We start from the raw sequence: 24,453 nt of genomic DNA on the forward strand, positions 1-24,453 counted from the left end.
ATGCTCGGCACTGCTGGCAGCGGGCGCCATCCGAGAACTGACGCATCGTCGGCTTGGTGTGCCCATACCCCTCCCCCGTACGGGGGACCGCGCTGCCGCCGTACGGAGGAGGGGCCCGGCGCGGCCCGCGTAGGCTCTGATCCGTGAACGCCACTGACCGCACCCCTGCCGACCTGCTGCGATCCGCGCTCGCCGCCGATCCCGGCCGCCCGCTCGTCACCTTCTACGACGACGCCACGGGCGAGCGCGTCGAATTGTCCGTCGCCACCTTCGCCAATTGGGTGGCCAAGACCGCCAATCTGCTCCAGGGCGACCTGGGCGCGGAGCCCGGCGACCGGCTCGCCCTGCTGCTCCCCGCCCACTGGCAGAGCGCCGCCTGGCTGCTCGCCTGCGCTTCGGTCGGGGTCGTCGCCGACGTGGGCGGGGATCCGGCCCGTGCGGACCTGGTGGTGAGCGGGCCGGACACCCTGGACGTGGCCGCCGCCTGCTCCGGCGAACGGGTGGCGCTCGCGCTGCGTCCGCTGGGCGGGCGCTTCCCCCAGCCGCCGGCCGGGTTCGCCGACTACGCCGTGGAGGTGCCCGGGCAGGGCGACCGGTTCGCGCCCTTCCAGCCGGTGGACGCGGACGGGCCGGGTCTGGTGGTCGGGGGCGAGGAGCTCTCGTACGCCCGGATCTGCGAGCGGGCCCGCGAGGACGCGGCGAAGCTCGGCCTCGGCGAGGGGTCGCGCGTGCTGTCGCGGCTGGGCTACGACAGCTGGGAGGGGCTCTCGGCCGGGCTGTACGCGGCTCTGGCCAGCGGTGGCTCCGTGGTGCTGTGCCGCAACGCCGCGGAGCTGTCGCAGGAGGCGCTGGCGAAGCGGATCGAGAGCGAACGCGTCACCCACACCGCCTAACACCGCCGTCACCCACACCGCCCAATGCCGGATATCGGCTATTTGTCACCCACATGGCCCTATACAGGGGCGTGCCCCCGGGCCGCACCGGCCACCCGGGGGCACGATCGGCACAGGCCGTACTCACCCGTACGGCCTGTGTCTGGACGGGTGAGGGGACGGAGCTCGAGTGACGGACAGCGCGGGCATACCGGGCGGCACCGATGCGGCCGGAGGCACCCAGAAGCCTCCGAACGGCCGCAGGCGGCGCCGTCTGCTGCGCTGGATCGGGCTCGGGGCGGCCCTGCTGGTCCTTCTCGGGGCGGCCACCGGCTGGTGGATCTACTCCAAGCTCGACGGGAACATCAGCGAGGACACCTCGGCCGCGGCCGAGCTGCGGCGCTACGACAAGGAGCGCCCGGCCCACCTGGCGGGGGGCGCGCAGAACATCCTGCTGATCGGCTCGGACTCGCGCAGCGGGGCGGGCAACGCCCGCTACGGGCAGGACGGCGGCACGCAGCGTTCGGACACCACGATCCTGCTGCACCTGCCGGCGGACCGGAAGAGCGCGACCGCGGTGTCGATACCCCGGGACCTGATGGCGGAGGTGCCCGCGTGCCTGAAGCGGGACGGCACGCGCACCACCGAGCAGTTCGCCCAGTTCAACTGGGCGTTCGAATGGGGCGGGGCCGCCTGCACGATCCGTACGGTGGAGGCGCTGACCGGGATCCGGATCGATCACCACATGCTGCTGGACTTCAGCGGGTTCAAGAAGATGGTGGACGCCATCGGCGGGGTGGAGGTCTGCCTCAAGCGGCCGGTGGACGACGTGGAGGCCAAGCTGAAGCTGCCGGCCGGCCGGCAGACCTTGCAGGGCGAGCAGGCGCTGGGCTTCGTACGGGCGCGCTACAGCCTGGGCAACGGCAGCGACACCGAGCGGATGGAGCGCCAGCAGCTCTTCCTCGGGTCGCTCGTGAAGAAGGTGCAGAGCAACGGGGTGCTGCTGAATCCGGCGCGGCTGTATCCGCTGCTGGACGCGGCGACCTCCTCGGTGACCACCGACCCGGGGCTGGCCTCGCTGCGGGGGCTGTACGAGCTGGTCCGGGGCGTACGGGACATTCCGACCGACCAGATCAAGTTCCTCACGGTGCCGCGCCGGCCGTACACCGCCAACCCCAACCGGGACGAACTGCGGGAGCCGGACGCGACCCAGCTCTTCCAGCGGCTGCGGGCGGACCAGCCGCTCACCATCGCCCCGCCCGCCCCCACTCCCGCCACCGACGCGGAGGCGGCCGGGGAGGCCGACGACGAGGCCGCCTCGGACGGCGCCGCGGCCAGGCCGGGGACGGGCCGCCCGGGAACCGCGGAGCCCCCCGCACCCGTCCCCACCTTTACCGGCACCACCGCCGGTGTGGCCGATTGCCGGTAAAGCAATCCCAAAAGCCGGTGCCCGGGCCGAGCTTGTTGGGGCGATTGCCCCGTTGTAAGAGCGTGGAATTCATCACCAGCATGGTTTGCGGCGAAGGTGTCCGGATAAGGTGAGCGATCCGGCGCCCAGCCAGTACAGAGGCCGTGTGCCAGCAGCCGGATCGTTGACCGTGCGCCCGGGGGAGGCGCGTCGCGAAGCACCGACGGAGGATTCGAGCAAACCGTGGATGCGCAAAGCCGTGGCCGGGCCGACGAGATCGACCCCGCCGACCAGTGGGTACTCAACCCCCGCACCGGCAACTACGAGCTGCGACTGGAAGATTCCGCTGCGCAACCGCCACGGGGGCGGGGAAGCGCGCCCGCGGCCTCTGCCCGCAGGGCCCCCACCGCTCCCGGATCCCCCGCCGCCCCGTCCCCCGCGGTCCCCGGACCGCGCCGCGGTGACGGGTCCCCGCCCGGCGGCGGCCGCCGGGGCGGACGCTCCCGCAAGGGGGGCGACGGACGCCGCAAGAAGGCCCTGGTCGTCACCGGCGGGACGCTGGCCTTCCTGCTGCTCGGCGGCTCGGTGGCCGCGTACCTCTACTACGACCACCTGAACGGCAACCTCAACGTCACCGACGTGGGCGACGCCGGCACGAACGGCGGCTTCAAGAAGGACCAGCCGATCAACATCCTGGTCATCGGTACGGACAAGCGCAGCGGCGCCGGCAACGAGGGGTACGGGGACGCCGGCAGCGTCGGTCACGCCGACACCACGATCCTCTTCCACGTCGCGAAGGACCGTTCCAACGCCACGGCGCTGTCCATCCCGCGCGACCTGATCACCACCGTGCCGGCCTGTCCGACGAAGCAGCCGGACGGCTCGACGAAGACCATCGCCGGCGAGCACGGGGCCCGCTTCAACACCAGCCTCGGGCAGGGGGGCCGCGACCCGGGCTGCACGATGCGCACGGTCAAGGAGCTCACCGGGATCCAGGTCGACCACTTCATGATGGCCGACTTCAACGCGGTGAAGAACCTGAGCACGGCGGTCGGCGGCGTCCCGGTCTGCGTGGCCAAGGACGTGAACGACAAGGACTCCAAGCTCAAGCTCACGGCGGGCGAGCACCGGCTGGAGGGCGAGCAGGCGCTGGCCTTCGTACGGACCCGGCACGCGTTCGGCAACGAGAGCGACCTCGACCGGATCAAGACCCAGCAGCAGTTCCTGAGCTCGATGATGCGCGAGATGAAGTCGAAGGAGACGCTGACCAGTCCGCAGAAGTTCTTCTCCCTCGCGGAGGCGGCGACGAAGTCGCTGAGCGTGGACTCGGGGATAGGGTCGATCGCCAAACTCACCGACCTTGCCGGTGAATTGAAGAACATAGACCTCAAGAACATCACCTTCACCACGCTTCCCGTGCTCGACAATCCCGCGGAGAAGATCAAGTCCACCGTCGTGGTCAATCCGTCGCAGGCCGATCCGCTGCTGCAGATGATCCGGGGGGACGTCTCGCTCACGGAGGTCGAACAGAAGGAGCAGGCCGCCAAGGACGCGGCCGACGCCGACGCGAAGGCCAAGCAGGACGCGCTGATGCAGGGCCCGCGCGCGGCGGCCAAGGACGTCCGGGTGGACGTCTACAACGGCGGCGGCCCGGCCGGATCCGCTTCCGGCACGCTGACCTGGCTGCAGAACACCAAGGGGGTGCCCAAGTCGAGCAACCTGGGCAACGCGCGCACCAAGGTGGACACCACGCAGCTGGAGTACGCGCCCAACCAGGCCGACCAGGCACGGGCGTTGGCGGACATGATGGGGCTGCCCGCGACGGCACTGAAGGCGGGAACGGCCGATGCCGGACCGAAGACGCCGATGAAGCTGACGCTCGGCGCCGACTTCAAGGGGGCGGGGGTCTCCCTGTCGGCTCCGCTGAAGGCGCCCGAGGGCCTGCAGCGGGTCGAGGCGGACAAGTCGGTCTGCGCCAAGTGACCTGAAGAGAGACCCCGCGGAGGGGCCGCCGGGGCTTGCCCGGCGACCCGATGACCATCCGGAGCACGTCGGACCGGCAGAATACCGACACAGATTGATCTTGAGGGGGGACGCGTGAGGCACAGCAGCGTGCAGGGGGAGGGGTCGCCGGGGCATGTCGGAGACGGCATATCCGGCAGCCGCCCGACGGCGAACGGCGTCGTACCCCCACCGCGGTCCGGCTCCGGCCGCCGCGGCGGCGGGCGAGGGAGCGGGAACGGCCGGCGTCCGAACCGGAGCGGACGGCGGCGCGTACTGCGCTGGACCGCCTCCATCGTGGCGCTGCTCGTACTCGGCACGGCGGCGGCCGGTTACCTCTACTACCGCCACCTCAACGCCAACATCCGCAGCGGCCAGCGCCTGAGCGGTGACAGCGGGGTCGCGAGGACCGAGGCGGACGCCGCCGGCCGACGGCCGATCAACATCCTGATGCTCGGCTCCGACGCCCGCGACGAGGCGAACGCGGAACTCGGCGGGGGCTGGGACATGATCGGCGCCCAAGCTCGGGCCGACGTGCAGATGCTGATCCACATATCCGCCGACCGGAAGAACGCCTCGGTCACCTCCGTTCCCCGCGACACCCTCGTGGACATACCGGAATGCACCGATCCCAAGTCGGGCGAGAAGTTCAAAGCCACCAGGACGATGATCAACGAGAGCCTCGCGCGCGGGGGTCCCGGATGCACCCTGGCCACCTGGGAGAAGCTGACCAACGTCTACATCGACCACTGGATGATGATCGACTTCACCGGTGTCGTGAGCATGGCCGACGCCATCGGCGGCGTCGACGTCTGCGTCAACCAGAACGTCTTCGACACGTCGAAGCCGGGCTCGGGGACGGGCGGTTCCGGCCTCAAGCTGAAGGCGGGCACCACCAAGGTCCAGGGCCAGCAGGCCCTGCAGTGGCTGCGCACCCGGCACGCCTTCGGCAGTGACCTCGGCCGGGCCAAGGCGCAGCACATGTACATGAACTCGATGATGCGCGGGCTCAAGAGCCAGAACGCCTTCACCGACCTCCCCCGGCTCACGAACCTGGCGGAGGCGGCGACGAAGGCGCTGAAGGTCTCGGAGGAGATCGGGTCGGTCAAGAAGCTCCTCGACCTCAGCCTCACGCTCAAGGACGTACCGGTCAACCGCATCACGATGGCCACGATCCCGGTGCTGCAGGCTCCGTCGGACAAGGACCGGCTGGTCATCAACAACACGGACGCCGAAAAGATGTGGACGATGCTCCGCAAGGACGTCGCCCTGGACGCCAACGGCGACCCGGCCGCCCCGGCCCAGAGCGGCCAGCCCGGCAGTTCCCCGTCGGCGCCGGCCACCGGGCCCTCCACGGCCCCGCCCGCCGACCCGGCGAAGATCGCCGTGCACGTGGTCAACGGCACGGGGGTCGGGGCGGCTCCGGTGGCCAAGCGGGCCACGTCCATCGCCGGCCAGCTGGTCTCCAAGGGCTTCACCCAGGCCAAGGCGGACAACACGCTCACCCCGGAGAAGACCACGCTCGTCCGGTACGCCACGGACGCCCAGGCGGCCGACGCGCAGGGCGTGGCGGCGGCGCTCGGGGTGCCCGCCACCGCCGTGCAGAAGTCGTCCACGGTGTCCGCGGTCACCGTCGTGGTGGGCGCGGACTGGCGGGAGGGCAACGTCTTCCCGCAGCAGGCCACGCCCGAGGCCGGCTCGGTCCCGGAGAGCGCCGACGCGCTCAACGGCTCGGACACCGGCTGCATGGACGTGTACGGGCCCTACCGCTGGAGCTGACGCACCGGCACCACCCGGTGGCGTAAGAAAGGGGTGACCCGGTCCGCTGAGGACCGGGTCACCCCTTTCTCGTGCGTACGGGGCCGAGCGCCCCGGTGGCTCAGCGCCCGGCGGGGTCCCGGCGCACCGACGGGCGGCGGCTCGCGATGACCTTGGCGGCCAGCGAGCGCGGGCTGGTCAGGAAGCCGAAGCCCCAGCACATGTGCATGGTCGCCAGGGCCACGGGGATCTGCGCACGGGCCTTGAGCGAGAGGCCCTTGCCGGCCGGGACCGACCCGGCGGCGATCGCCGCGAGGTAGCCCGCCGGGACCGCGAAGGCCCACGGGGTGACGGCCGCGCCGACGACCAGGCCTGCCGCGATCGCGCAGACGGCGGCCGGCGGGGCGAGGTAGCGCAGGTTGATGGAGCCCGCGTGGTAGCGGGCCACCACGTGGCGCCAGCGCCCGTAGTCCTTGTACTGCTTGGCGAGCGCCCGCACGGAGGGCCGCGGACGGTACTGGACCTTGAGCTCCGGCGAGAACCAGATGAGTCCGCCGGCCTCGCGGATGCGGAAGTTCAGCTCCCAGTCCTGGGCGCGGATGAACTCCACGTTGTACCCGCCGGCGGCCTCCAGGGCCTCGCGGCGGAACACACCGAGGTAGACGGTCTCGGCCGGACCGGCCTCGCCGCCGGTGTGGAAGGCCGCGTTGCCGACGCCGATCTTCGAGGTCATCGCGGCGGCGACGGCGTCCTCCCAGGCGTTCTCGCCCTCGGCGTGCATGATGCCGCCGACGTTCTGCGCCCCGGTCTCCTCCAGGAGCCGGACCGCGGTGGCGATGTAGTTGGGGGAGAGCATGCCGTGGCCGTCCACGCGCACCACGATCGGGTGGCGCGAGGCCTGGATGGCCGCGTTGAGGGCGGCGGGGGTGCGGCCGGTGGGGTTCGGCACGGTGTGGACGCGGGCTCGTTCACTGGACGCCGTCTCGCGTACGAGCTCGGCGGCGATCTCGTCGGTGCGGTCCGTGGACGGCCCGAGCGCGATCACCACCTCCATCTCACCCCCGTACTCCTGTCCGAGGATGTGGCGGACCGAGTCGCGCAGGTGGCGCTCCTCGTTGAGTACCGGCATGATCACCGAAACTGCGGGCTGCTGGGCGGGCATGTGGTCCTTCAAGGTCGGGTATCGGTGTCACGTTACCGCGTACGGGGGACCCGGGTGCGCGCCGGATGAGCGGTACGGACAGAGGCTGATCGTATGGGCCTACTGCTCCGAAGAATCAGCCGAACGTGCGAGGTGTCCCCCGTGCCCCAGCCGCACCGTCCCACCCGACCCGCCCTGCCCGCTGCCCGGTCCGGCGGGCCGTCGCGGGCCGACGGTCAGGTCCGGCGCCGGTCGGACAGACCGCGCTGGGGGGTCCGGATCGCGGCCGGCCTGTCGGTGGTCGTCCTGGGCTCCGGGGCCATCGGGCACGCCGTGATGACCGGGCTGGACACCGGAATCCAGCGGGTTGACCCCTTCAAGGACATGAAGAACCGCCCGCAGGCCGGGCACGGGGTGAACTTCCTGCTCGTCGGCACCGACGGCCGCGACAAGATCACCGCCGAGGAGAAGCGCGAGTACCGCCTCGGCGGTGCGCCCTGCCACTGCACCGACACCGTCATGCTGGTCCACCTCTCGGCGGACCGGGCCCGGGCCAGTGTGATCAGCCTCCCCCGCGACAGCTACGTGGAACTGCCCGCGCACCTGGACGAGACCGACGGGAAGCCGCACGGGCCCCACCCGGTGAAGCTCAACGCCGCGTACGCCGAGGGCGGGCCCAACCTGACCGTGCGCACGGTGGAGAACATGACCCGCGTGAAGATCGACCACTACCTGGAGGTCGACTTCACCAGCTTCATGAGGACGGTCGACGCCATGGGCGGCGTGGAGATCTGCACCGCCAAGACCATGCACGACCCCAACACGGGCCTCGACCTGCTCCCCGGCACCCACCGGCTGAGCGGCGGCCAGGCCCTGCAGTACGTGCGCTCGCGCCATGTCGACGGGGCCTCGGACCTCGGCCGGATGCAGCGTCAGCAGCGGTTCATCGCCGCCCTGATCAAACAGGCCACCGGCGGCGGGGTCCTGCTCAACCCCGTCAAGTTCAAGGAGGTCAGCTCCACCCTGCTGGGCTCGGTGCGGGCCGACAAGGGCTTCGGCTCGGAGCAGATGCTGGCGCTCGGGCAGGCGATGCGCGATTTCACCCCGTCCTCCTCGGAGTTCGCCTCGGTGCCCATCGGCAACGCCTCGTTCCCGGTCAAGGGGCTCGGCTCCACGGTGAAGTGGGACGAGGGCAAGGCCGCGAAGCTCTTCGAGGCGCTGCGGGACGACCGCCCGCTGGCCCCGGCGCCCGCCCCCGGCCGGGCGGCGCACCAGCCGCCGGCGGTGCCGGTGGACGTGGCTCCGCAGCAGGTGCGGGTGCAGGTGGAGAACGGCACCCGGATCGACGGGCTGGGCACCCGGGTGGACTCGGCGCTGCGCGCCACCGGTTTCGACACCACTCGTGCTCCGGGGAACGGCGCGAGCCGCGAGGTCAAGCGCACGGTGATCACGTACGACCCGCGCTGGGACCGGTCGGCCCGTACGGTCTCCACCGCGCTGCCCGGCAGCGAGCTGCGGGCCGTGCCGGGGCAGGGCCGGACCGTGGTGGTGATCGCGGGCGCGGACTACCGCAAGGTGGTGGCGGTCCGCGCGGAGGACCCGTACCAGGGCGAGTTCGGTGTGGTCACCGGTGACCAGGTGGTGTGCGCGAAGTGACCTCGGCGCGGCCCGGGCGGGAAGTGACCCCGCCCGGGTCCCGCCCGGGTCCGGCCCGGCCTAGCGGACGCGCTCGACCAGGGTGACCTGGAAGCCGTGCGCCTTGGTCGTCTGGACGACCTTGTAGTGCTTCTCCAGCGCGGCGGCCTGGTCCTTCGGGAGCTTGTGGTACGGGTTCTCCGTACCGCTCCAGGTGACCACCCAGATCCGCTGCGTGGTGCCGAGGCACTGTTCGGCCTGCTTGCACTCCACCGGGAACAGGTCGTCGTTCGCCACCCCCGAGCGCTCCGCGAACACGTCGCGCAGCTCGACCCGGTCCGGCAGGGCGTATTCGACCTGGAAGTCGACCATGTACACGCTGTCGGCGCCGCGGACCGGGACGAAGCCGTCTCCGGGGCGGTAGCCCTTGGCGATGATCCGCGCGGCCTGTTCGCCCTCGACGCCGTTCTTCACCGTCTCCGTACGGATCTGGCGCTGGTCGGGGAGGCCGAGGAGGATCACCGCGGCCAGGCCGGCCACGCCGAGCGGCCGGGGCCGCAGGGCTGCCAGGCCGGCTGCCGCGAGGACCACCCACGCGGGCATCGTGAAGAGCAGGTAGCGGTCCATGAAGTACGAGGTGCTGCCCTGGGAGACCACCCAGTCCGCCAGGATCGGGACCGCGCCGACGAGCAGCAGTTCCAGCGCCCGCCGGCGGCCCCGGGGCCACGCGAGCGGGAGCAGGGCCAGCCCGATGACGGCGAGGGCGACGAGCGGGGAGCCGAACAGCGCGTTCCAGACGTCCGCGATGCTGCGCAGGTGCGGGGTCTTGATCCAGCTGATCTGCCGGCCCACCTGCCGCTGCCCCAGCAGCACCAGCGGAACCACCGGCACCAGGGCGAGCGCCACCGTCACCGTGAAGCCCACGAGGGTGCGCCCGCGCCGGTCGCTCCACCAGCGCAGGAGCACGATCAGGGCGTGCGGCAGCAGGAACAGCAGCGAGACGATGTGGAACAGCCCGGCCGCCGTGACCGCGACGGCGTACGGGGCCCAGCGGGCCGGGGTGGACCGCTCCAGCGCCCGCAGCAGCAGCCAGGTCGCGGCGGTGACCGCGAGCACCACGAAGGCGTAGGAGCGGGCTTCCTGTCCGTAGCGGGTGACGGACGGGATCAGGGCGAAGAGCAGGCCGGTGAAGACGGCGGTGCGGCGGTCGAACGCCGTGCGGGCGGTCAGCACGGCGAAGGCGGCGGCTCCGGCCATGGCGATGGCCGAGGGCATCCGCAGCATGGCCTCGGAGTCGCCGAAGACGGACGTCCAGGCGTGCAGCAGCAGGTAGTAGAGGCCGGAGACGGCGTCGACGTGCCCCAGCATGCCGATCAGGTCGCCGGTGCTGCGGACGGCGGCGTTCCAGCTGGCGAGTTCGTCGCGCCACAACAGCGGGGTGCCGCTGCCCACGACGGCGACCACGAGGGTCAGTGCGGCGGCCCACAGCCAGTCGGGCTGACGGGCGGGCCCGGGGGCGGCGGCGGAGTGCGCTCCGGGGGTGGTCCGGCCGGTCGTGGAGGGTCGGGTCCTGGTGCTCATCGCGCGCTACCCGCCGAGTTCATCGCCTTGCGCTCGCGCTCCGCCGGGCGGTCGCGTACCGGTGGATCGGATTTCGGCAGGGCGAGACCGGGGGATTCGAGCATCCGCTTCAGGAGCGCCGACAGCGGCCGCTCGGCGTACCGGTGCACGATCCACGCGAGCAGGAGCACGATGGCCAGGGTGGCGGGCAGGATCACCTTGATGGCGATGCCGTGCTCGCGGCCCCAGTGGATCAGCGCGAGGCCGATCTCCTGGTGCAGCAGGTACACGGGGTAGGTGAGCGCGCCCGCGACGGTCAGCCACTTCCACTGGATCCGGTCGAAGGCTCCCAGGGCCACGGCGAGCATCACGCCGAAGGCGACGAGGGAGAAGCCTGCCATCACGGTCCAGCTCAGCGAGTGCATGACGCCGTACTGGTAGCTGTCCCTCGTGCCCAGCAGCATGTGCTGCGCCACCAGCCAGGAGAACCCGACGATGCCCAGGAGCAGCCAGTTCGCTCCGAAGCGGTAGATCAGGAACATGGCCACACCGGCGATGAAGTACGCGGCGTACTCCGGCATCACGAACATCTTCAGCAGCGCGCTGTCGGTCTGGCCCGCGACCACCGCGAGGATCATCCAGATCCCGCAGAAGGCCACCACGCGGCGGTAGGTGACGCCCAGCGCGACGACGACGGCGAACAGCAGGTAGAAACGCAGCTCGACCCAGAGGGTCCAGTAGGCGGGGTCGACCTCGGAGACGCCCAGCGGCTGCTGGAGCATCGTGAAGTTCGAGAGCACGTCGGTCATGCTGATGTGCCGGTCGCGTGCCGACGCCGCGTAGTTCACCACGAGCATCGTGAGGATGATCGCGACCCAGTACGCGGGCATGAGCCGCACGACCCGGGAGGTGAAGTACTGCCGGGGCGTCTTGCCCCAGCAGGACATGCAGATGACGAAGCCGCTGATCAGGAAGAAGAGCTCGACGCCGAGGAAGCCGTACGCGGTGAAGCGGTGCAGATCCGGTACGAGCTTCTGCGGGACGCCGTTCCAGACGTCGGACATGCGGTTGACGCCGGTCCAGTGGAAGGCGACCACCATCAGCGCGGCCACCAGGCGCAGGCCGTCCAGGGCCCGCAGCCGTGCGCGCCGACCGCCACCGGCCGGGGCGGGTGCCGACTGGGGATGCGGAACGTGGGGCGCGTTGGTGTCCGGCGCCGAATGGGGCGGTATTGCCGAATGGGGCGGTATTACCGTCGACATAGAGGAGTTTCTCCGCAGCAGAGCCGGTTCAAGGGCCACGTCGATCCGCCCGGTGAGCCGAGCCAAGCCGAACGTCAGCTGATCAGTCTACGCGGGGCCCGTGGCGAGGTCAGGCGCTCGTTTCCAGGAGTGAGGCAGAACTCAGTGCGCGGGCGACCCGCGGGAGCCGGCGGCGCGGCCCCCGCACATCGCCTCAGGAGTCGCCGTCGAAGCCCTGGGCCGTCCGCTCCTCGCGCAGCGCCATGATGGCCCGGCGGCGGGCGAGGCGGTGGGTACGGCGGATCTGGGCCTCCTGGTTGCGCCGCTCGTCCTGTTCGGTCTCCGGCAGGACGGGCGGGACCGTGCGGGGCTTGCCCTCGGAGTCGACGGCCGTGAAGACGAGGTAGGCACTGCCGACCTGGGTGGCGGGGGTGGACTCGTTCCACCGCTCCGCGAGGACGCGTACGCCGATCTCCATCGAGGAGCGGCCGGTCCAGTTGCACTGGGCCTTCACGTGGACGAGGTCGCCGACGCGGACCGGGGCGAGGAAGGCCATCTCGTCCATGGAAGCGGTGACCGCCGGGCCTCCGGAGTGGCGGCCGGCCACGGCGCCGGCCGCGTCGTCCACCAGCTTCATGATCACGCCGCCGTGCACGGTACCGAGGAGATTGGTGTCGTTGGCGGTCATGATGTGGCTGAGGGTGGTGCGGGAAGCCGAGATCGGCTTTCCGCCCAGCTCGCCCGGTATCTCTGTCATACAGCCACCTTAAGTGCGGTGCGCGGGCATCAGCTCTGCAACAGCACCGGAACGAATGCGCGCCCGGGCTGTTCCGCGACACGCCCGGCCAGGCATTCTTGGCACATGAGCGACTGGGACGGGTGGAGCGGCGAGCAGAGCGGGCGCGGCCGCCGCGATGACGGGTACGGGCGCGGCAGCGAGCAGGCGCAGCCGGAAGGCGCGCAGCGGATGCGGCACGTCCAGCGGCCTGGCCCCCAGGCGTCCCGGCAGCAGCCGGCGCGGCCGCAGCAGCCGCCGCGCGGCCCGGCGCAGCCGGCGTACGTGCCCGGGCAGCAGGACGGCTCGTACGACAGCGGGTACAACACCGGCCAGGTCTACGGCGGCGGTCACGGCGGCGCACAGCCGCCGTCCGGGCCGCGCAGGCGCCCCCCGGGCGACCCGGGGGGACCGGCGGGACCTTCCGGGCCGGCCCCGGACTGGCGCAGGCGGATCAAGATCGGGTCGATCGTGCTGGTCACGGGCCTGCTGGTGACGGGCGTCGGCACGTACTTCTGGGCCGATTCCAACGTGCGCCGCGAGGTCGACCTCTCCAAGGTCATCGAGCGCCCGAAGGAGGGCGACTGCACGACCTACCTGATCGTGGGCTCCGACAGCCGCGAGGGCATGTCCGACGAGGAGAAGAAGAAGCTCCACACGGGCTCCGCCGAGGGCAAGCGGACCGACTCGATGATGATCCTGGCGAAGTGCTCCAGCGGGAACACGATGATCTCGCTGCCGCGCGACTCGGATGTGGAGATCCCCTCCTTCGTCGGCTCGGAGTCGGGCAAGAAGTTCGCGGGCACGGGCAAGCGGACCAAGCTGAACGCGGCCTACGCCGAGGACGGCCCGGAGCTGCTGGTGCGGACGGTGGAGTTCAACACCGGCCTGCGCATCGACCACTACGCGGAGATCGGCTTCGCCGGCTTCGCGAACATCGTGGACGCGCTGGGCGGGGTGGAGCTGAACATCGAGAAGGGGTTCAAGGACGAGAAGTCCGGAGCCGACTTCAAGGAGGGCACCCAGACCCTCAACGGTGAGCAGTCGCTGGCCTACGTACGCACCCGCTACGCCTTCGCCGAGTCGGACCTGCAGCGGACGAAGAACCAGCAGAAGTTCCTGTCGGCGCTGGCGAGCCAGGCGGCGACCCCGTCGACGATCCTCAACCCCTTCGCGCTGTACCCGATGCTGGGGGCGGGCCTGGACACGCTGATCGTGGACAAGGACATGGGCCTGTGGGACATGGGGTCGATGTTCTTCGCGATGAAGGGCATCAGCGGCGGTGACGGCGTCTCCATGAACATGCCGATCTCCGGGCAGCGCGGCGGCAACCTCGTCTGGGACAAGGCGAAGGTGCAGCAGCTGGTCAAGCAGATCCAGAACGACGAGAAGGTCACCGTCCGGGGGCAGTGAGCGGCTTACGCGAAAGGGGCACCCCCGAGGGGGTGCCCCTTTCGCTTGCCGTTCTTCCCTGCCGCGTGCGGGTCAGCGCTTGCCGGCGCGGGCGCGCAGCTTCCACGGCATGGCGATCGATTCCAGCTGGACCGCGAAGTTCATCTTGGACTCACCGACGGTGCGGTCCTCGAAGTGGATCGGGACCTCCATCACCTGGAAGCCGCGGCGCAGCGCCTTGAACTTCATCTCCACCTGGAAGCTGTAGCCCGCGCTGCCGACCGAGGCCAGGTCTATCGCCTTCAGCGCCTCGGCGCTCCACAGGTTGAAGCCGCCCGTGATGTCGCGCACGCGGGTGCCCAGGATGGTGCTCGCGTAGGCGTTGGCCCAGCGGGAGAGCAGCTTGCGGTGCGCACCCCAGGCCTCGGACAGGGTGCCGCCGGGAACGTAGCGGCTGCCGACGACGAGGCCCGCGTCGGTGGACAGGGCCACGCCCAGCATCTCGGCGATCTTGCCGGCCGGGTGGGAGCCGTCCGCGTCCATCTGGAGCACGTACTGGGCGCCGTCCTCGACGGCCTTGGCCATGCCGGCCGCGTAGGCACGGCCGAGGCCGTCCTTGGCGGTGCGGTGCAGGACGGACATCCGCGGCTTGCCGTCCGCGGTGAGGTGGCCCTCCGCGAGCTCGTCGGCGATCTTGCCGGTGCCGTCGGGCGAGGAGTCGTCGACGACGAGGAGGCGCAGGCCCGGCTGGTCGAGGCCCATCAGGAGCTCGACCATGCCCGGCAGGTTGCCCGCTTCGTTGTACGTGGGCATCACCACGGTGAGCGGGGTGTGCGCCCAGGTGTCGGGAAGCTTCGTGGACGCGACGTCGGTCGCGCGGGGGGTCTGCTGTTCGCCTGTCACAGGGTCAATGCCTCACTGAAGACTGAAGTTGGTCAGCGGTCGGAGGAGAAGCGGACTGCCCCGGCCGGTACTTCGGCCTCGCACCACACCCTGACGCCCGCGCGGAGTTCATTGTCGGCGCCAACGACGGCGCCGTCACCGATGACCGCTCCGTCCAGGACGGTGCGCGGTCCCACATGGGCGCCGGCACCGATGAGGCTGGCGTTGACATGCGTGTCCGGGCCGACGGTCGCGCCGTCCAGCACGATGGAACCCTGGACGACGGCTCCCGCCTCGATCCGGGCTCCGGCGCCCACCACGGTACCGCCTGTCAGTTTCGCGCCGTCGGCGACCAGTGCGCCGGGCAGGACCAGGGACTCGCCGCGGGGGCCGGGGACGGCCGGGGAGGAGACGACGCCGCGGACGAGGTCCGCGGAGGCCTGGACGAAGGACTCGGGCTTGCCGAGGTCCAGCCAGTACGTGTCCTCGGTGACTCCGTGCAGCCTGGCGCCGGAGGCGAGCAGGCCGGGGAAGGTCTCGCGCTCCACGGAGACGGGCCGGCCGGCGGGGATGGAGTCGATCACGCTGCGGCGGAAGACGTAGCAGCCGGCGTTGATCTGGTCGGTGATGATCTCTTCGGGGGTCTGCGGCTTCTCGGTGAAGGCCAGCACCCGCCCGTCGGAGTCGGTGGGCACCAGGCCAAACGCGCGGGGGTCCTCGACCCGCACGAGGTGCAGGGAGACGTCGGCGTCGGCCGTCCGGTGGGACTCGACCAGGCCGGCTATGTCCAGGCCGGTCAGGATGTCGCCGTTGAAGACGAGGACCGGGGAGTCGGGGCCGCCGGTCAGGCGCTGCGCGGCGTTGCGGATGGCGCCGCCGGTGCCGAGCGGTTCGTCCTCGACGACGTACTCGAGGGTGAGGCCGAAGGCGGATCCGTCACCGAAGTAGGGCTCGAACACCTCGGCCAGGTAGCAGGTGGCCATGACCACGTGGGTCACGCCCGCGGCGGCGGCCCTGGCTATCTGATGGGCGAGGAACGGCACGCCCGCGGCCGGGACCATCGGCTTGGGGGTGTTGACCGTGACGGGGCGCAGTCGCGTCCCCTGCCCACCGACCAGCAGGATCGCTTCCGTCATTTCTTCTCCCCGAACAGTTTCCGGCGTACGAAGGTTCAAATTTAGCCCACCCGGAGAAGCGGAATCACCGAAGGTAAGCGATCCCACCCCGGGGCCCGCCGCCCCGGACGGACAGCGAGGCCTCCGGCAGCTGCCGGAGGCCTCGGTGTTCGCGCTGTGCGCGGTCGTTACGGAAGGTTCCGCGCCATGACGATCCGCTGGACCTGGTTGGTGCCCTCGTAGATCTGGGTGATCTTCGCGTCGCGCATCATGCGCTCCACCGGGTAGTCGCGGGTGTAGCCGTAGCCGCCGAGCAGCTGGACCGCGTCGGTGGTGACCTCCATGGCCACGTCGGAGGCGAAGCACTTGGCCGCGGCGCCGAAGAAGGTGAGGTCCTCGTGGGCGCCCCCGGCGGAGACGCGCTCCGAGCGGGCGGCGGCCGCGTAGGTCAGCTGGCGGGCGGCCTCGATCTTCATGGCCATGTCCGCGAGCATGAACTGGACGCCCTGGAAGTCGCCGATCGGCTTGCCGAACTGCTTGCGCTCCTGGACGTAGCCCTTGGCGTAGTCCAGGGCGCCCTGCGCGATGCCGAGCGCCTGGGCCGCGATGGTGATCCGGGTGTGGTCGAGGGTCTTCATCGCGGTGGCGAATCCGGTGCCCTCGGCGCCGATCATGCGGTCGGCGGGGATGCGCACGTTGTCGAGGTAGACCTCGCGGGTCGGGGAGCCCTTGATGCCGAGCTTCTTCTCCGGGGCGCCGAAGGAGACGCCTTCGTCGCCCTTCTCCACGACGAAGGCGCTGATGCCCTTGGAGCGCTTCTCCGGGTCGGTGACGGCCATGACCGTGTAGTACTCGGAGACGCCCGCGTTGGTGATCCAGCGCTTGACGCCGTTGAGGACCCAGAAGTCCCCGTCGCGTACGGCGCGGGTCTTCATTCCGGCGGCGTCGGAGCCGGCGTCCGGCTCGGAGAGCGCGTACGAGAACATCGCGTCGCCCTTGGCCAGCGGGCCGAGGTACTTCGCCTTGAGCTCCTCGGAGCCGGAGAGGATCACCGGGAGGGAGCCGAGCTTGTTGACGGCCGGGATGAGGGAGGAGGAGGCGCAGACGCGGGCCACTTCCTCGATCACGATCACGGTGGCGAGCGCGTCGGCGCCGGCGCCGCCGTAGGTCTCGGGCACGTGGACGGCGTGCAGGTCGCTGGCGACCAGGGCGTCGAGGGCCTCCTGCGGGAAGCGGGACTCCTCGTCGACCGCGGCGGCGAAGGGCATGATCTTCGCCTCGGCGAGCGCACGGACGGACTCGCGGAGCATGTCGTGCTCCTCGGCCGGACGGTACAGGTCGAAGTCGGCAGAACCCGCCAAGATGTCTCACTCCCCAAGTGGTGCGCGATGCTAACTACCGTTAAGTAACCCAATCTTAGTGTCCGGCGCCCCGGCAGCGGTACGTACCGCGCACGTGAGCTGCGTGACAACCCGGACACCTGCGGTGTTCCCGCCGAGCGTGCCCCCTGACCGGCGCGACTATGCTCAGTGGCCGTAAACGGCCCCGCACCTCCAGGAGCACGTATGGCCCCCCTCAAGATCACCGTGATCGGCACCGGATACCTCGGCGCGACCCACGCCGCGGCGATGGCCGAGCTGGGGTTCGAGGTGCTCGGGCTGGACGTGGTGCCGGAGAAGATCGCGATGCTCGCCTCGGGGCGCGTGCCCATGTACGAGCCCGGACTGGAGGAGCTGCTGGCCACCCATGTGGCCGGGCTGCCGGGCTCCACCGGCAGGCTGCGCTTCACCACCTCGTGGGAGGAGGCCGGTGCCTTCGGTGACGTGCACTTCGTCTGCGTGAACACCCCGCAGAAGCACGGCGAGTACGCGTGTGACATGAGTTACGTCGACTCCGCGATGGAGTCGCTCGCCCCGCACCTGACCCGCCCCGCGCTGGTGGTCGGCAAGTCCACCGTCCCCGTCGGCTCCGCCGAGCGCCTCGCCGCGAAGCTGACGGCGCTCGCCCCGGCCGGCGACGAGGTCGAACTGGCCTGGAACCCGGAGTTCCTGCGCGAGGGCTTCGCCGTCCAGGACACCCTGCACCCCGACCGGATCGTCGTCGGCGTCCAGGGCGAGCGCGGCGAGAAGCTCCTGCGCGAGGTCTACGCGACCCCCATGGGCGAGGGCACCCCCCTGATCGTCACGGACTTCCCCACCGCCGAGCTCGTCAAGACCGCCGCCAACTCCTTCCTCGCCACGAAGATCTCCTTCATCAACGCCATGGCCGAGGTCTGCGAGGCCGCCGGCGGCGACGTGGTCAAGCTCGCCGAGGCCATCGGCCACGACGAGCGGATCGGGAAGAAGTTCCTGCGCGCGGGCATCGGCTTCGGCGGCGGCTGCCTCCCCAAGGACATCCGGGCCTTCATGGCGCGGGCCGGCGAGCTCGGCGCCGACCAGGCCCTGACCTTCCTCCGCGAGGTCGACTCCATCAACATGCGCCGCCGCGGCCACATGGTCGAGCTCGCCCGCGACGCGGTCGGCGGCTCCTTCCTGGGCAAGCGCGTCGCCGTCCTCGGCGCCACCTTCAAGCCGGACTCCGACGACGTGCGCGACTCCCCCGCCCTGAACGTGGCCGGCCAGATCCACCTCCAGGGCGGCCAGGTGACGGTCTACGACCCGAAGGGCATGGACAACGCCCGCAAGGTCTTCCCCACCCTGGGCTACGCGGACTCCGCGCTCGGCGCCGCCCGCGGCGCCGAGGTCGTCCTCCACCTCACCGAATGGCGCGAGTTCCGCGACCTCGACCCGGCCGCGCTCGGCGACGTCGTCACCGACCGCCTGATCCTCGACGGCCGCAACGCCCTCGATCCGCTGCGCTGGCGCGCGGCGGGCTGGACCTACCGCGCGATGGGCCGCCCGCGCGCCTGATGGGGGGCCGCCCGTGCCTCCGGGGCGGGCCTCGCACGGGGCCCGTTACGGAATGCCGGGCCCCGTATCTCGTTACAGGTTCTTTGTCGCCAGTCGACAAGCCGTCATCGTTGGCTGGCTAGACTCACCGCCGATGACCAGTACGAGCAGTTCTCCTGCCCGATCCGTCGACGAGGCCCTGCGAGGGCGCGCCGGTCACCTGGCCATGGCGGCGTTCTGGCTGGTCACCCGGGCGCTGATGGTCTTCCTCCTCGTGGTGAACCTCCGCGGTACCTCTTCGGTCCGGGTGGAGATCACCGAGACCTACAACAACTGGTACGACGTCCTCATCACCGGGACGATGCCGCACAACGACGTCATGTGGCAGTACCCGCCGGCCGCGGCGGCCATCTTCCTCTCTCCCGACCTGCTGCCCTTCTTCAGCTACTTCCAGGCCTTCGTCGCACTGACCGTGGTCTGCGACGCCCTCATCGCCGTCGGCCTGGTCCGCGCCGCCCGCCGCCCCGACGGCAGCAAGGCCGGCGCCGTGCTGTGGCTGACCACCCTGCCGCTGCTGCTGTCGCTGCCCTTCGGCCGCTACGACCTCCAGGTCACCCTGCTCGCCGTCGGCTCGCTGCTGTGCCTGCGCTTCCGCCGCAAGCTCGGCGGCGTCCTCGCCGGCGTCGGCGCCCTGGTCAAGGTGTGGCCGCTGCTCACCCTGATCGGCACCCCGCGCGGCCGGACCACCCGCGACGCGGTCGTCGCGGCCCTGGCGGCCTCGGCCGCGCTGCTCGCCGTGCTCGCGCTGTTCTTCCGCGACACCCTCGGCTTCCTCGGCAACCAGGGCAATCGCGGCATCCAGGTCGAGTCCCTCGGCGGCTCCGCCCTGATGCTCGGCAAGCTCGTCGGCGCCTGGTCGGGGAAGATCGAGGTCCGCTACGGCGCCTACGAGTACCTGGGCCCGTACGTCTCCAGCGTCGCCCTGCTCTCCGTCCTGCTCACGCTGGTGGGGTTCGCGTGGCTGCTGCTGTGGCGCGTGAAGGCCCGGCGCTGGTCGACCGCGACCCCGCTGGACGCGGCGCTGTGCGCGATCCTGGTGTTCACCATCACCAGCCGCGTCCTCAGCCCGCAGTACCTGATCTGGCTGGTCGGCCTCGCGGCCGTCTGCCTGACCTGCCGGCACACCACCCAGCGCCCGGTCGCCTGGCTGATCGTCGCCGCCACCGCGCTCAGCACGATCATCTACCCGCTGACCTACAGTTCGCAGATCCTCCCGGGCACGCTCTTCGGCACGCTCCTGCTCTGCGTCCGCAACGGCCTGCTGGCCTGGGCCGCCGTCCTGTCGTGCGTACGCCTGTGGCGGGCCAGCGTGACCGCACCGCCGCGGCCCGGCCCCACCGCCGCCCCGGCGCCCCCGACCGGGACCGGGGTCCCGGCGGGCGTCCAGGCCGTGGGCGGCCGGGCCGGTTAGGCCGTCCTACGGTGCTGCGCGGCGCGGGCGGTGAACTCCGCGTCCCGCAGCACCCGCTGGGCGTTGCCCCAGGTCAGCAGCGCCAGGTCGGTCTCCGGCCAGCCCCGCTCCAGCAGTTCCGCGACGAGCCGCGGGTAGCCCGAGGGATCGGTCAGGCCCATCGGCCGCGGGATCCCCGGCTCGGCGCCGAAGCCGGCTCCCAGGCCCACGCAGTGCGGGCCCGCGACCGCCCGTACGTGCTCCACGTGGTCCGCCACCGCGTGCAGCGAGTCCCCCGTGAGCGCGGTGTCGAAGCTGATCATCGCCAGGCCGTTCGCCGCGCGCAGCGCGAGCAGCACCTCGTCGGTGACGTTGGCCGGATGCGGATTGAGCGCCGCCGCGGCCGTCTGCGAGATGATCACCGGCGCTTTGGAGGCCGCGGCGAGCTGGCAGGCCGCCGCCGGTGGGCAGCCGGTGAGGTCCAGCAGCATCGCCAGCCGGTTCATCTCCCGCACCACCTCGTGGCCGAAGGCCGTGAGGCCCTCCATCGCCCACGGGACCCCGGCCGGCGCGAGGATGCGTACGCCCAGCGCGTGGAAGGCGCGCAGCGCGCCGAGCGAATCCGTCAGGGTCCGGCCGGGCACGGGGCCGAGGAACGAGGCGATGCGGCCCCGGTTGCGGGCGTCGGCCAGGTCGTCGGCGGTCAGTGCGAGGCAGAGGCTGTCGGGGTAGCGGCGCATCAGGGCCAGCGCCGCATCGATCTGTTCGAGGGTGTCGGACACCACCCGGTCGGCGGCCGCGGCCTCTCGCGGCATGAGCAGCGACCAGAACTGCGCGCCCACTCCCCCGGCGCGCAGCCGCGGGATGTCGGTGTCGACGCCCGTGTCCGAGGTCTCGATGTCGTGGTACGGACTCTCGCGAAGGGTCCAAACGAGGGTGTTGCAGCCATCCGCGACGGGATGGACGCTGAGCAGTGCGGCGGCCCGTTCCAGGGCGCCCTGCGACGGGGTGCCGGGGACGTCCTCGGCTCCGAGGGAGCCGGGGCCCGCGGGGGTCACCGGGCTCGTGTGCGGTTCGTCCTGCAGGTCGGCCATGGCATGTGCTCCGGTCTCGGCGGCAGCGGGAGAGAAGCAGGGGAAGATGTTGCCACCGTGACATGTGGGACGCCGCAGGCGCCCGGCGGATGTGGCGTTCGGGTGTAACCGGCAGGTCACACCCCATGCGCCGGATCCGCCGGGCGGGCCGGTCAGGAGGGAGCGGGCGCCGGGAGCACCGCGTTGGACGGGCCCCGGGAAGCCGACTGCTCGCGCGCCACCGCTTCGGCGTCGCGCAGCACACGTACCGCGTTCGACCAGGTCAGCTTGGCCAGGTCGGCCCTGGACCAGCGGCGTGCCAGCAGCTCGGCCACCAGGTTCGGGTACCCCGCCACGTCCTCGAGCCCGGCCGGGGTGAAGGCGGTGCCGTCGTAGTCCCCGCCGATGCCGATGTGATCGACTCCGGCCACCTCGCGCATGTGGTCCAGGTGGTCGGCGACCGTGGCGGCCGTGGCCACCGGGCGCGGGCGCTGCGCCTCGAAGGCCTGGTGCAGGGCCATCGCCCCGGGAGTGGTGTCGAGGTGGTGGTAGCCGTGCGCGCGCAGGTTCTCGTCGGCCGCCAGGGTCCACTCGACGGCCGCCGGGAGGATGAACTTCGGCACGAAGGTGGCCATCGCGACCCCGCCGTTGGCCGGCAGCAGCGCCAGCACGTCGTCGGGGATGTTGCGCACGTGGTCGCAGACCGCCCGGGCGGAGGAGTGCGAGAACACCACGGGCGCGGCCGACACGGCGAGCGCGTCGCGCATCGTGGTCGCGGCCACGTGCGAGAGGTCGACGAGCATGCCGACGCGGTTCATCTCGCGGACGACCTCGCGGCCGAAGTCGCTCAGGCCGCCGTGCCGGGGCTCGTCGGTCGCCGAGTCCGCCCAGTCGATGGTGTCATTGTGCGTGAGCGTCATGTACCGCACGCCCAGCTGGTGCAGGGCGCGCAGGGTGGCGAGCGAGTTGTTGATGGAGTGCCCGCCCTCGGCGCCCATCAGCGAGGCGATCCGGCCCTCGGCGCGGGCCGCCTCCATGTCGTCGGCCGTCAGCGCCCGCACCAGGTCGCGCGGGTAACGGTCGATCAGCTGGGAGACGACGTCGATCTGCTCCAGGGTGGCGCTGACGGCGTCGTCGCCCGCGTAGTCGGAGCGCACGTAGACCGACCAGAACTGCGCACCCACCCCGCCGGCGCGCAGCCGGGGGATGTCGGTGTGCAGGTGGCCCTTCTGGTCGCGGCCGATGTCCCGCCGGTCCAGGTCGTAGCGCACGGTCTCGCGCAACGCCCAGGGCAGGTCGTTGTGCCCGTCGACGACCGGGTGCTCGGCGAGCAGTTCGCGCGCGGCGTCCAGGTACCGGGCGGCGTCCGTGACGCCCGTGGCACCGCCGCTGGCGGGGGTCACTTGCCGAATCCGAAGGAGTCCTGGCCCGCGACCTTCGTACGCAGCCGCTTGCCCTTCTCGGTGGCCTGGTCGTTGAGGTCCTGCATGAAGTCGTTGACCCGGCCCAGCAGCTCCGGGTCGTGCGCGGCCAGCATCCGCACGGCCAGCAGGCCGGCGTTGCGGGCGCCGCCGATCGAGACGGTGGCGACGGGAACTCCGGCGGGCATCTGGACGATCGACATCAGCGAGTCCATGCCGTCGAGGTACTTCAGCGGCACGGGCACGCCGATGACCGGCAGCGGGGTGACGGAGGCGAGCATGCCCGGCAGGGCGGCGGCACCGCCCGCGCCCGCGATGATCGCCTTCAGACCGCGGTCGGCGGCCCGCTCCCCGTACGCGATCATCTCGCGCGGCATCCGGTGCGCGGAGACCACGTCGACCTCGTAGGGGATCTCGAACTCGTCGAGGGCCTGGGCGGCGGCCTCCATGACGGACCAGTCGGAGTCGGAGCCCATGACGATGCCGATGACGGGAGCTGCTGCGGAGGTGCTCATTCTTGGATGGTTCCTCTGAGGTAGCCGGCTGCGTGACGTGCGCGCTCCAGCACATCGTCCAGATCGTCGCCGTAGGTGTTGACGTGGCCGACCTTGCGGCCGTGTTTCACGTCCTTGCCGTACATGTGGATCTTCAGCTGGGGGTCGTGGGCCATGCAGTGCAGGTACGCCGCGTACATGTCGGGGTAGTCACCGCCGAGCACGTTCGCCATGACCGTCCAGCGGGCGCGGGGGCGCGGGTCGCCGAGGGGGAGGTCCAGGACGGCCCGTACGTGGTTGGCGAACTGGGAGGTGATGGCACCGTCCTGGGTCCAGTGGCCACTGTTGTGCGGGCGCATCGCCAGCTCGTTGACCAGGATCCGGCCGTCGGTGGTCTCGAAGAGCTCCACGGCCAGGTGGCCGGTCACGCCGAGTTCCTTGGCGATGCGCAGGGCGAGGGCCTGGGCCTCGCCGGCGAGGGCCTCGGAGAGGTTGGGCGCGGGGGCGATCACCGTGTCGCAGACCCCGTCCACCTGGACGGACTCCACGACGGGGTAGGCCACCGCCTGGCCGTGCGGGGAGCGCACGATGTTGGCCGCGAGCTCGCGGACGTAGTCCACCTTCTCCTCGGCCAGGACCGGGACACCCGCCTTGAACGGGGCCTCGGCGTCCGCCGGCGTGCGGACGAACCACACGCCCTTTCCGTCGTACCCGCCGCGCACCGTCTTGAGGATGACGGGGAAACCGCCGACCTCCTCGGCGAAGGCCGCCGCGTCCGCCGGATCGCTCACGATCCGGTGGCGGGGGCTGGGCGCGCCGATCTCGTCGAGCTTGGCGCGCATCACCCCCTTGTCCGCGGCGTGCACCAACGCGTCGGGCCCCGGGCGGACGGGGATGCCGTCCGCTTCCAGGGCCCGCAGGTGCTCGATGGGCACGTGCTCGTGGTCGAAGGTGATCACGTCACAGCCGCGCGCGAAGGCGCGCAGGGTCTCCAGATCGCGATAGTCGCCGATGACGACGTCGCTCACGACCTGGGCCGCCGAGTCCTGTGGGGTGTCACTGAGGATCTTGAATCTGATGCCGAGGGGGATACCCGCCTCGTGGGTCATGCGGGCGAGCTGTCCGCCGCCGACCATGCCGACTACCGGGAACGTCACGCCACCAGGGTATCCGGCGGTATTCCGCCATACGGACGTGCCCCTGGCCGGTAGGTGGCGTCCGGGGCGGTGGGTGTGCCGTGTGTCGCACGGCGTCCGAAGGCGCAGACGTACCGGCGGGGCGACACTTAGCATGGATGCGCAGCGGTAAACGCGTGAAGCCTCACACGGAGGCCCGAAGGACAGGACT

The 24,453-nt window shown here is 71.2% G+C and carries 19 protein-coding genes; 8 read left to right on the forward strand and 11 right to left on the reverse strand.

Going from position 1 to position 24,453, the window contains the following annotated elements; translation table 11 throughout:
• The first annotated feature begins 143 nt into the window (after positions 1–143).
• The 4 genes from OG389_RS15105 to OG389_RS15120 all read left to right on the forward strand — a co-directional run bounded on the left by OG389_RS15105 (position 144) and on the right by OG389_RS15120 (position 6,060).
• The gene (locus tag OG389_RS15105; protein WP_328299001.1) at positions 144–893 is read left to right on the forward strand and encodes a TIGR03089 family protein; all 750 of its coding nucleotides are present in this window, start codon (positions 144–146) and stop codon (positions 891–893) included.
• A 169-nt stretch (positions 894–1,062) separates the two neighbouring features.
• Positions 1,063–2,301, forward strand: a complete 1,239-nt coding sequence (locus OG389_RS15110) for an LCP family protein (RefSeq protein WP_328299003.1) — start codon at positions 1,063–1,065, stop codon at positions 2,299–2,301.
• Between the two features lie 222 nt (positions 2,302–2,523).
• Entirely contained in the window at positions 2,524–4,263 is a 1,740-nt protein-coding gene (locus OG389_RS15115; RefSeq protein ID WP_328299004.1) for an LCP family protein, read from the forward strand.
• Between the two features lie 315 nt (positions 4,264–4,578).
• Complete coding sequence (locus OG389_RS15120) at positions 4,579–6,060, forward strand: LCP family protein (protein WP_328299005.1); 1,482 nt, start codon at positions 4,579–4,581, stop codon at positions 6,058–6,060.
• 100 nt (positions 6,061–6,160) lie between these two features.
• Here OG389_RS15120 and OG389_RS15125 read toward each other — a convergent pair whose 3' ends face one another.
• Complete coding sequence (locus tag OG389_RS15125; RefSeq protein ID WP_328299006.1) at positions 6,161–7,201, reverse strand: glycosyltransferase family 2 protein; 1,041 nt, start codon at positions 7,199–7,201, stop codon at positions 6,161–6,163.
• 93 nt (positions 7,202–7,294) lie between these two features.
• On the opposite strand from OG389_RS15125, the gene OG389_RS15130 reads away from it, so the two are divergent.
• Entirely contained in the window at positions 7,295–8,836 is a 1,542-nt protein-coding gene (locus OG389_RS15130; protein WP_328299007.1) for an LCP family protein, read from the forward strand.
• 60 nt (positions 8,837–8,896) lie between these two features.
• Here OG389_RS15130 and OG389_RS15135 read toward each other — a convergent pair whose 3' ends face one another.
• The 3 genes from OG389_RS15135 to OG389_RS15145 form a co-directional block, all read right to left on the reverse strand.
• Positions 8,897–10,396 carry a glycosyltransferase family 39 protein gene (locus tag OG389_RS15135; protein WP_328299008.1) on the reverse strand — a complete coding sequence of 500 codons (1,500 nt, stop codon included), beginning with the start codon at positions 10,394–10,396 and terminating at the stop codon, positions 8,897–8,899.
• Complete coding sequence (locus OG389_RS15140) at positions 10,393–11,637, reverse strand: acyltransferase family protein (protein ID WP_328299009.1); 1,245 nt, start codon at positions 11,635–11,637, stop codon at positions 10,393–10,395. The genes OG389_RS15135 and OG389_RS15140 overlap by 4 nt, the downstream gene beginning before the upstream one ends.
• A 193-nt stretch (positions 11,638–11,830) precedes the next feature.
• Complete coding sequence (locus OG389_RS15145) at positions 11,831–12,373, reverse strand: acyl-CoA thioesterase (protein WP_328299010.1); 543 nt, start codon at positions 12,371–12,373, stop codon at positions 11,831–11,833.
• A gap of 105 nt (positions 12,374–12,478) precedes the next feature.
• Between OG389_RS15145 and OG389_RS15150 the strand changes: the two genes are divergently transcribed.
• Positions 12,479–13,804: an LCP family protein gene (locus OG389_RS15150; RefSeq protein WP_328299011.1), complete on the forward strand. Its 1,326-nt coding sequence runs from the start codon at positions 12,479–12,481 to the stop codon at positions 13,802–13,804.
• A gap of 72 nt (positions 13,805–13,876) precedes the next feature.
• Here OG389_RS15150 and OG389_RS15155 read toward each other — a convergent pair whose 3' ends face one another.
• From OG389_RS15155 to OG389_RS15165, 3 genes are all read right to left on the reverse strand, one after another.
• A complete protein-coding gene (locus tag OG389_RS15155; RefSeq protein ID WP_443059279.1) occupies positions 13,877–14,686 on the reverse strand; it encodes a polyprenol monophosphomannose synthase in 810 nt (269 codons plus the stop codon).
• 32 nt (positions 14,687–14,718) lie between these two features.
• The gene (locus tag OG389_RS15160) at positions 14,719–15,801 is read right to left on the reverse strand and encodes an NDP-sugar synthase (RefSeq protein ID WP_328299012.1); all 1,083 of its coding nucleotides are present in this window, start codon (positions 15,799–15,801) and stop codon (positions 14,719–14,721) included.
• A 167-nt stretch (positions 15,802–15,968) separates the two neighbouring features.
• Entirely contained in the window at positions 15,969–17,141 is a 1,173-nt protein-coding gene (locus tag OG389_RS15165; RefSeq protein ID WP_328299013.1) for an acyl-CoA dehydrogenase family protein, read from the reverse strand.
• A gap of 204 nt (positions 17,142–17,345) precedes the next feature.
• Between OG389_RS15165 and OG389_RS15170 the strand changes: the two genes are divergently transcribed.
• Together OG389_RS15170 and OG389_RS15175 are read left to right on the forward strand one after the other, a co-directional pair.
• Positions 17,346–18,689 carry a UDP-glucose dehydrogenase family protein gene (locus tag OG389_RS15170; protein ID WP_328299014.1) on the forward strand — a complete coding sequence of 448 codons (1,344 nt, stop codon included), beginning with the start codon at positions 17,346–17,348 and terminating at the stop codon, positions 18,687–18,689.
• A gap of 133 nt (positions 18,690–18,822) precedes the next feature.
• Complete coding sequence (locus OG389_RS15175; RefSeq protein WP_328299015.1) at positions 18,823–20,139, forward strand: glycosyltransferase family 87 protein; 1,317 nt, start codon at positions 18,823–18,825, stop codon at positions 20,137–20,139.
• Here OG389_RS15175 and OG389_RS15180 read toward each other — a convergent pair.
• The 4 genes from OG389_RS15180 to OG389_RS15195 all read right to left on the reverse strand — a co-directional run bounded on the left by OG389_RS15180 (position 20,136) and on the right by OG389_RS15195 (position 24,398).
• The gene (locus tag OG389_RS15180) at positions 20,136–21,212 is read right to left on the reverse strand and encodes a membrane dipeptidase (protein WP_328299016.1); all 1,077 of its coding nucleotides are present in this window, start codon (positions 21,210–21,212) and stop codon (positions 20,136–20,138) included. The two genes, OG389_RS15175 and OG389_RS15180, sit on opposite strands and share 4 nt — an antisense overlap.
• A 152-nt stretch (positions 21,213–21,364) precedes the next feature.
• Complete coding sequence (locus OG389_RS15185; RefSeq protein WP_328299017.1) at positions 21,365–22,594, reverse strand: dipeptidase; 1,230 nt, start codon at positions 22,592–22,594, stop codon at positions 21,365–21,367.
• Positions 22,591–23,127: a 5-(carboxyamino)imidazole ribonucleotide mutase gene (purE, locus tag OG389_RS15190; RefSeq protein WP_328299018.1), complete on the reverse strand. Its 537-nt coding sequence runs from the start codon at positions 23,125–23,127 to the stop codon at positions 22,591–22,593. The genes OG389_RS15185 and purE overlap by 4 nt, the downstream gene beginning before the upstream one ends.
• Entirely contained in the window at positions 23,124–24,398 is a 1,275-nt protein-coding gene (locus OG389_RS15195; protein ID WP_443059280.1) for a 5-(carboxyamino)imidazole ribonucleotide synthase, read from the reverse strand. Before OG389_RS15195 ends, purE begins: the two co-directional genes overlap by 4 nt.
• Positions 24,399–24,453: the final 55 nt, after the last annotated feature.

Origin of the sequence: Streptomyces sp. NBC_00435, assembly GCF_036014235.1 — a bacterium.
Taxonomy (GTDB): Bacteria; Actinomycetota; Actinomycetes; order Streptomycetales; family Streptomycetaceae; genus Streptomyces.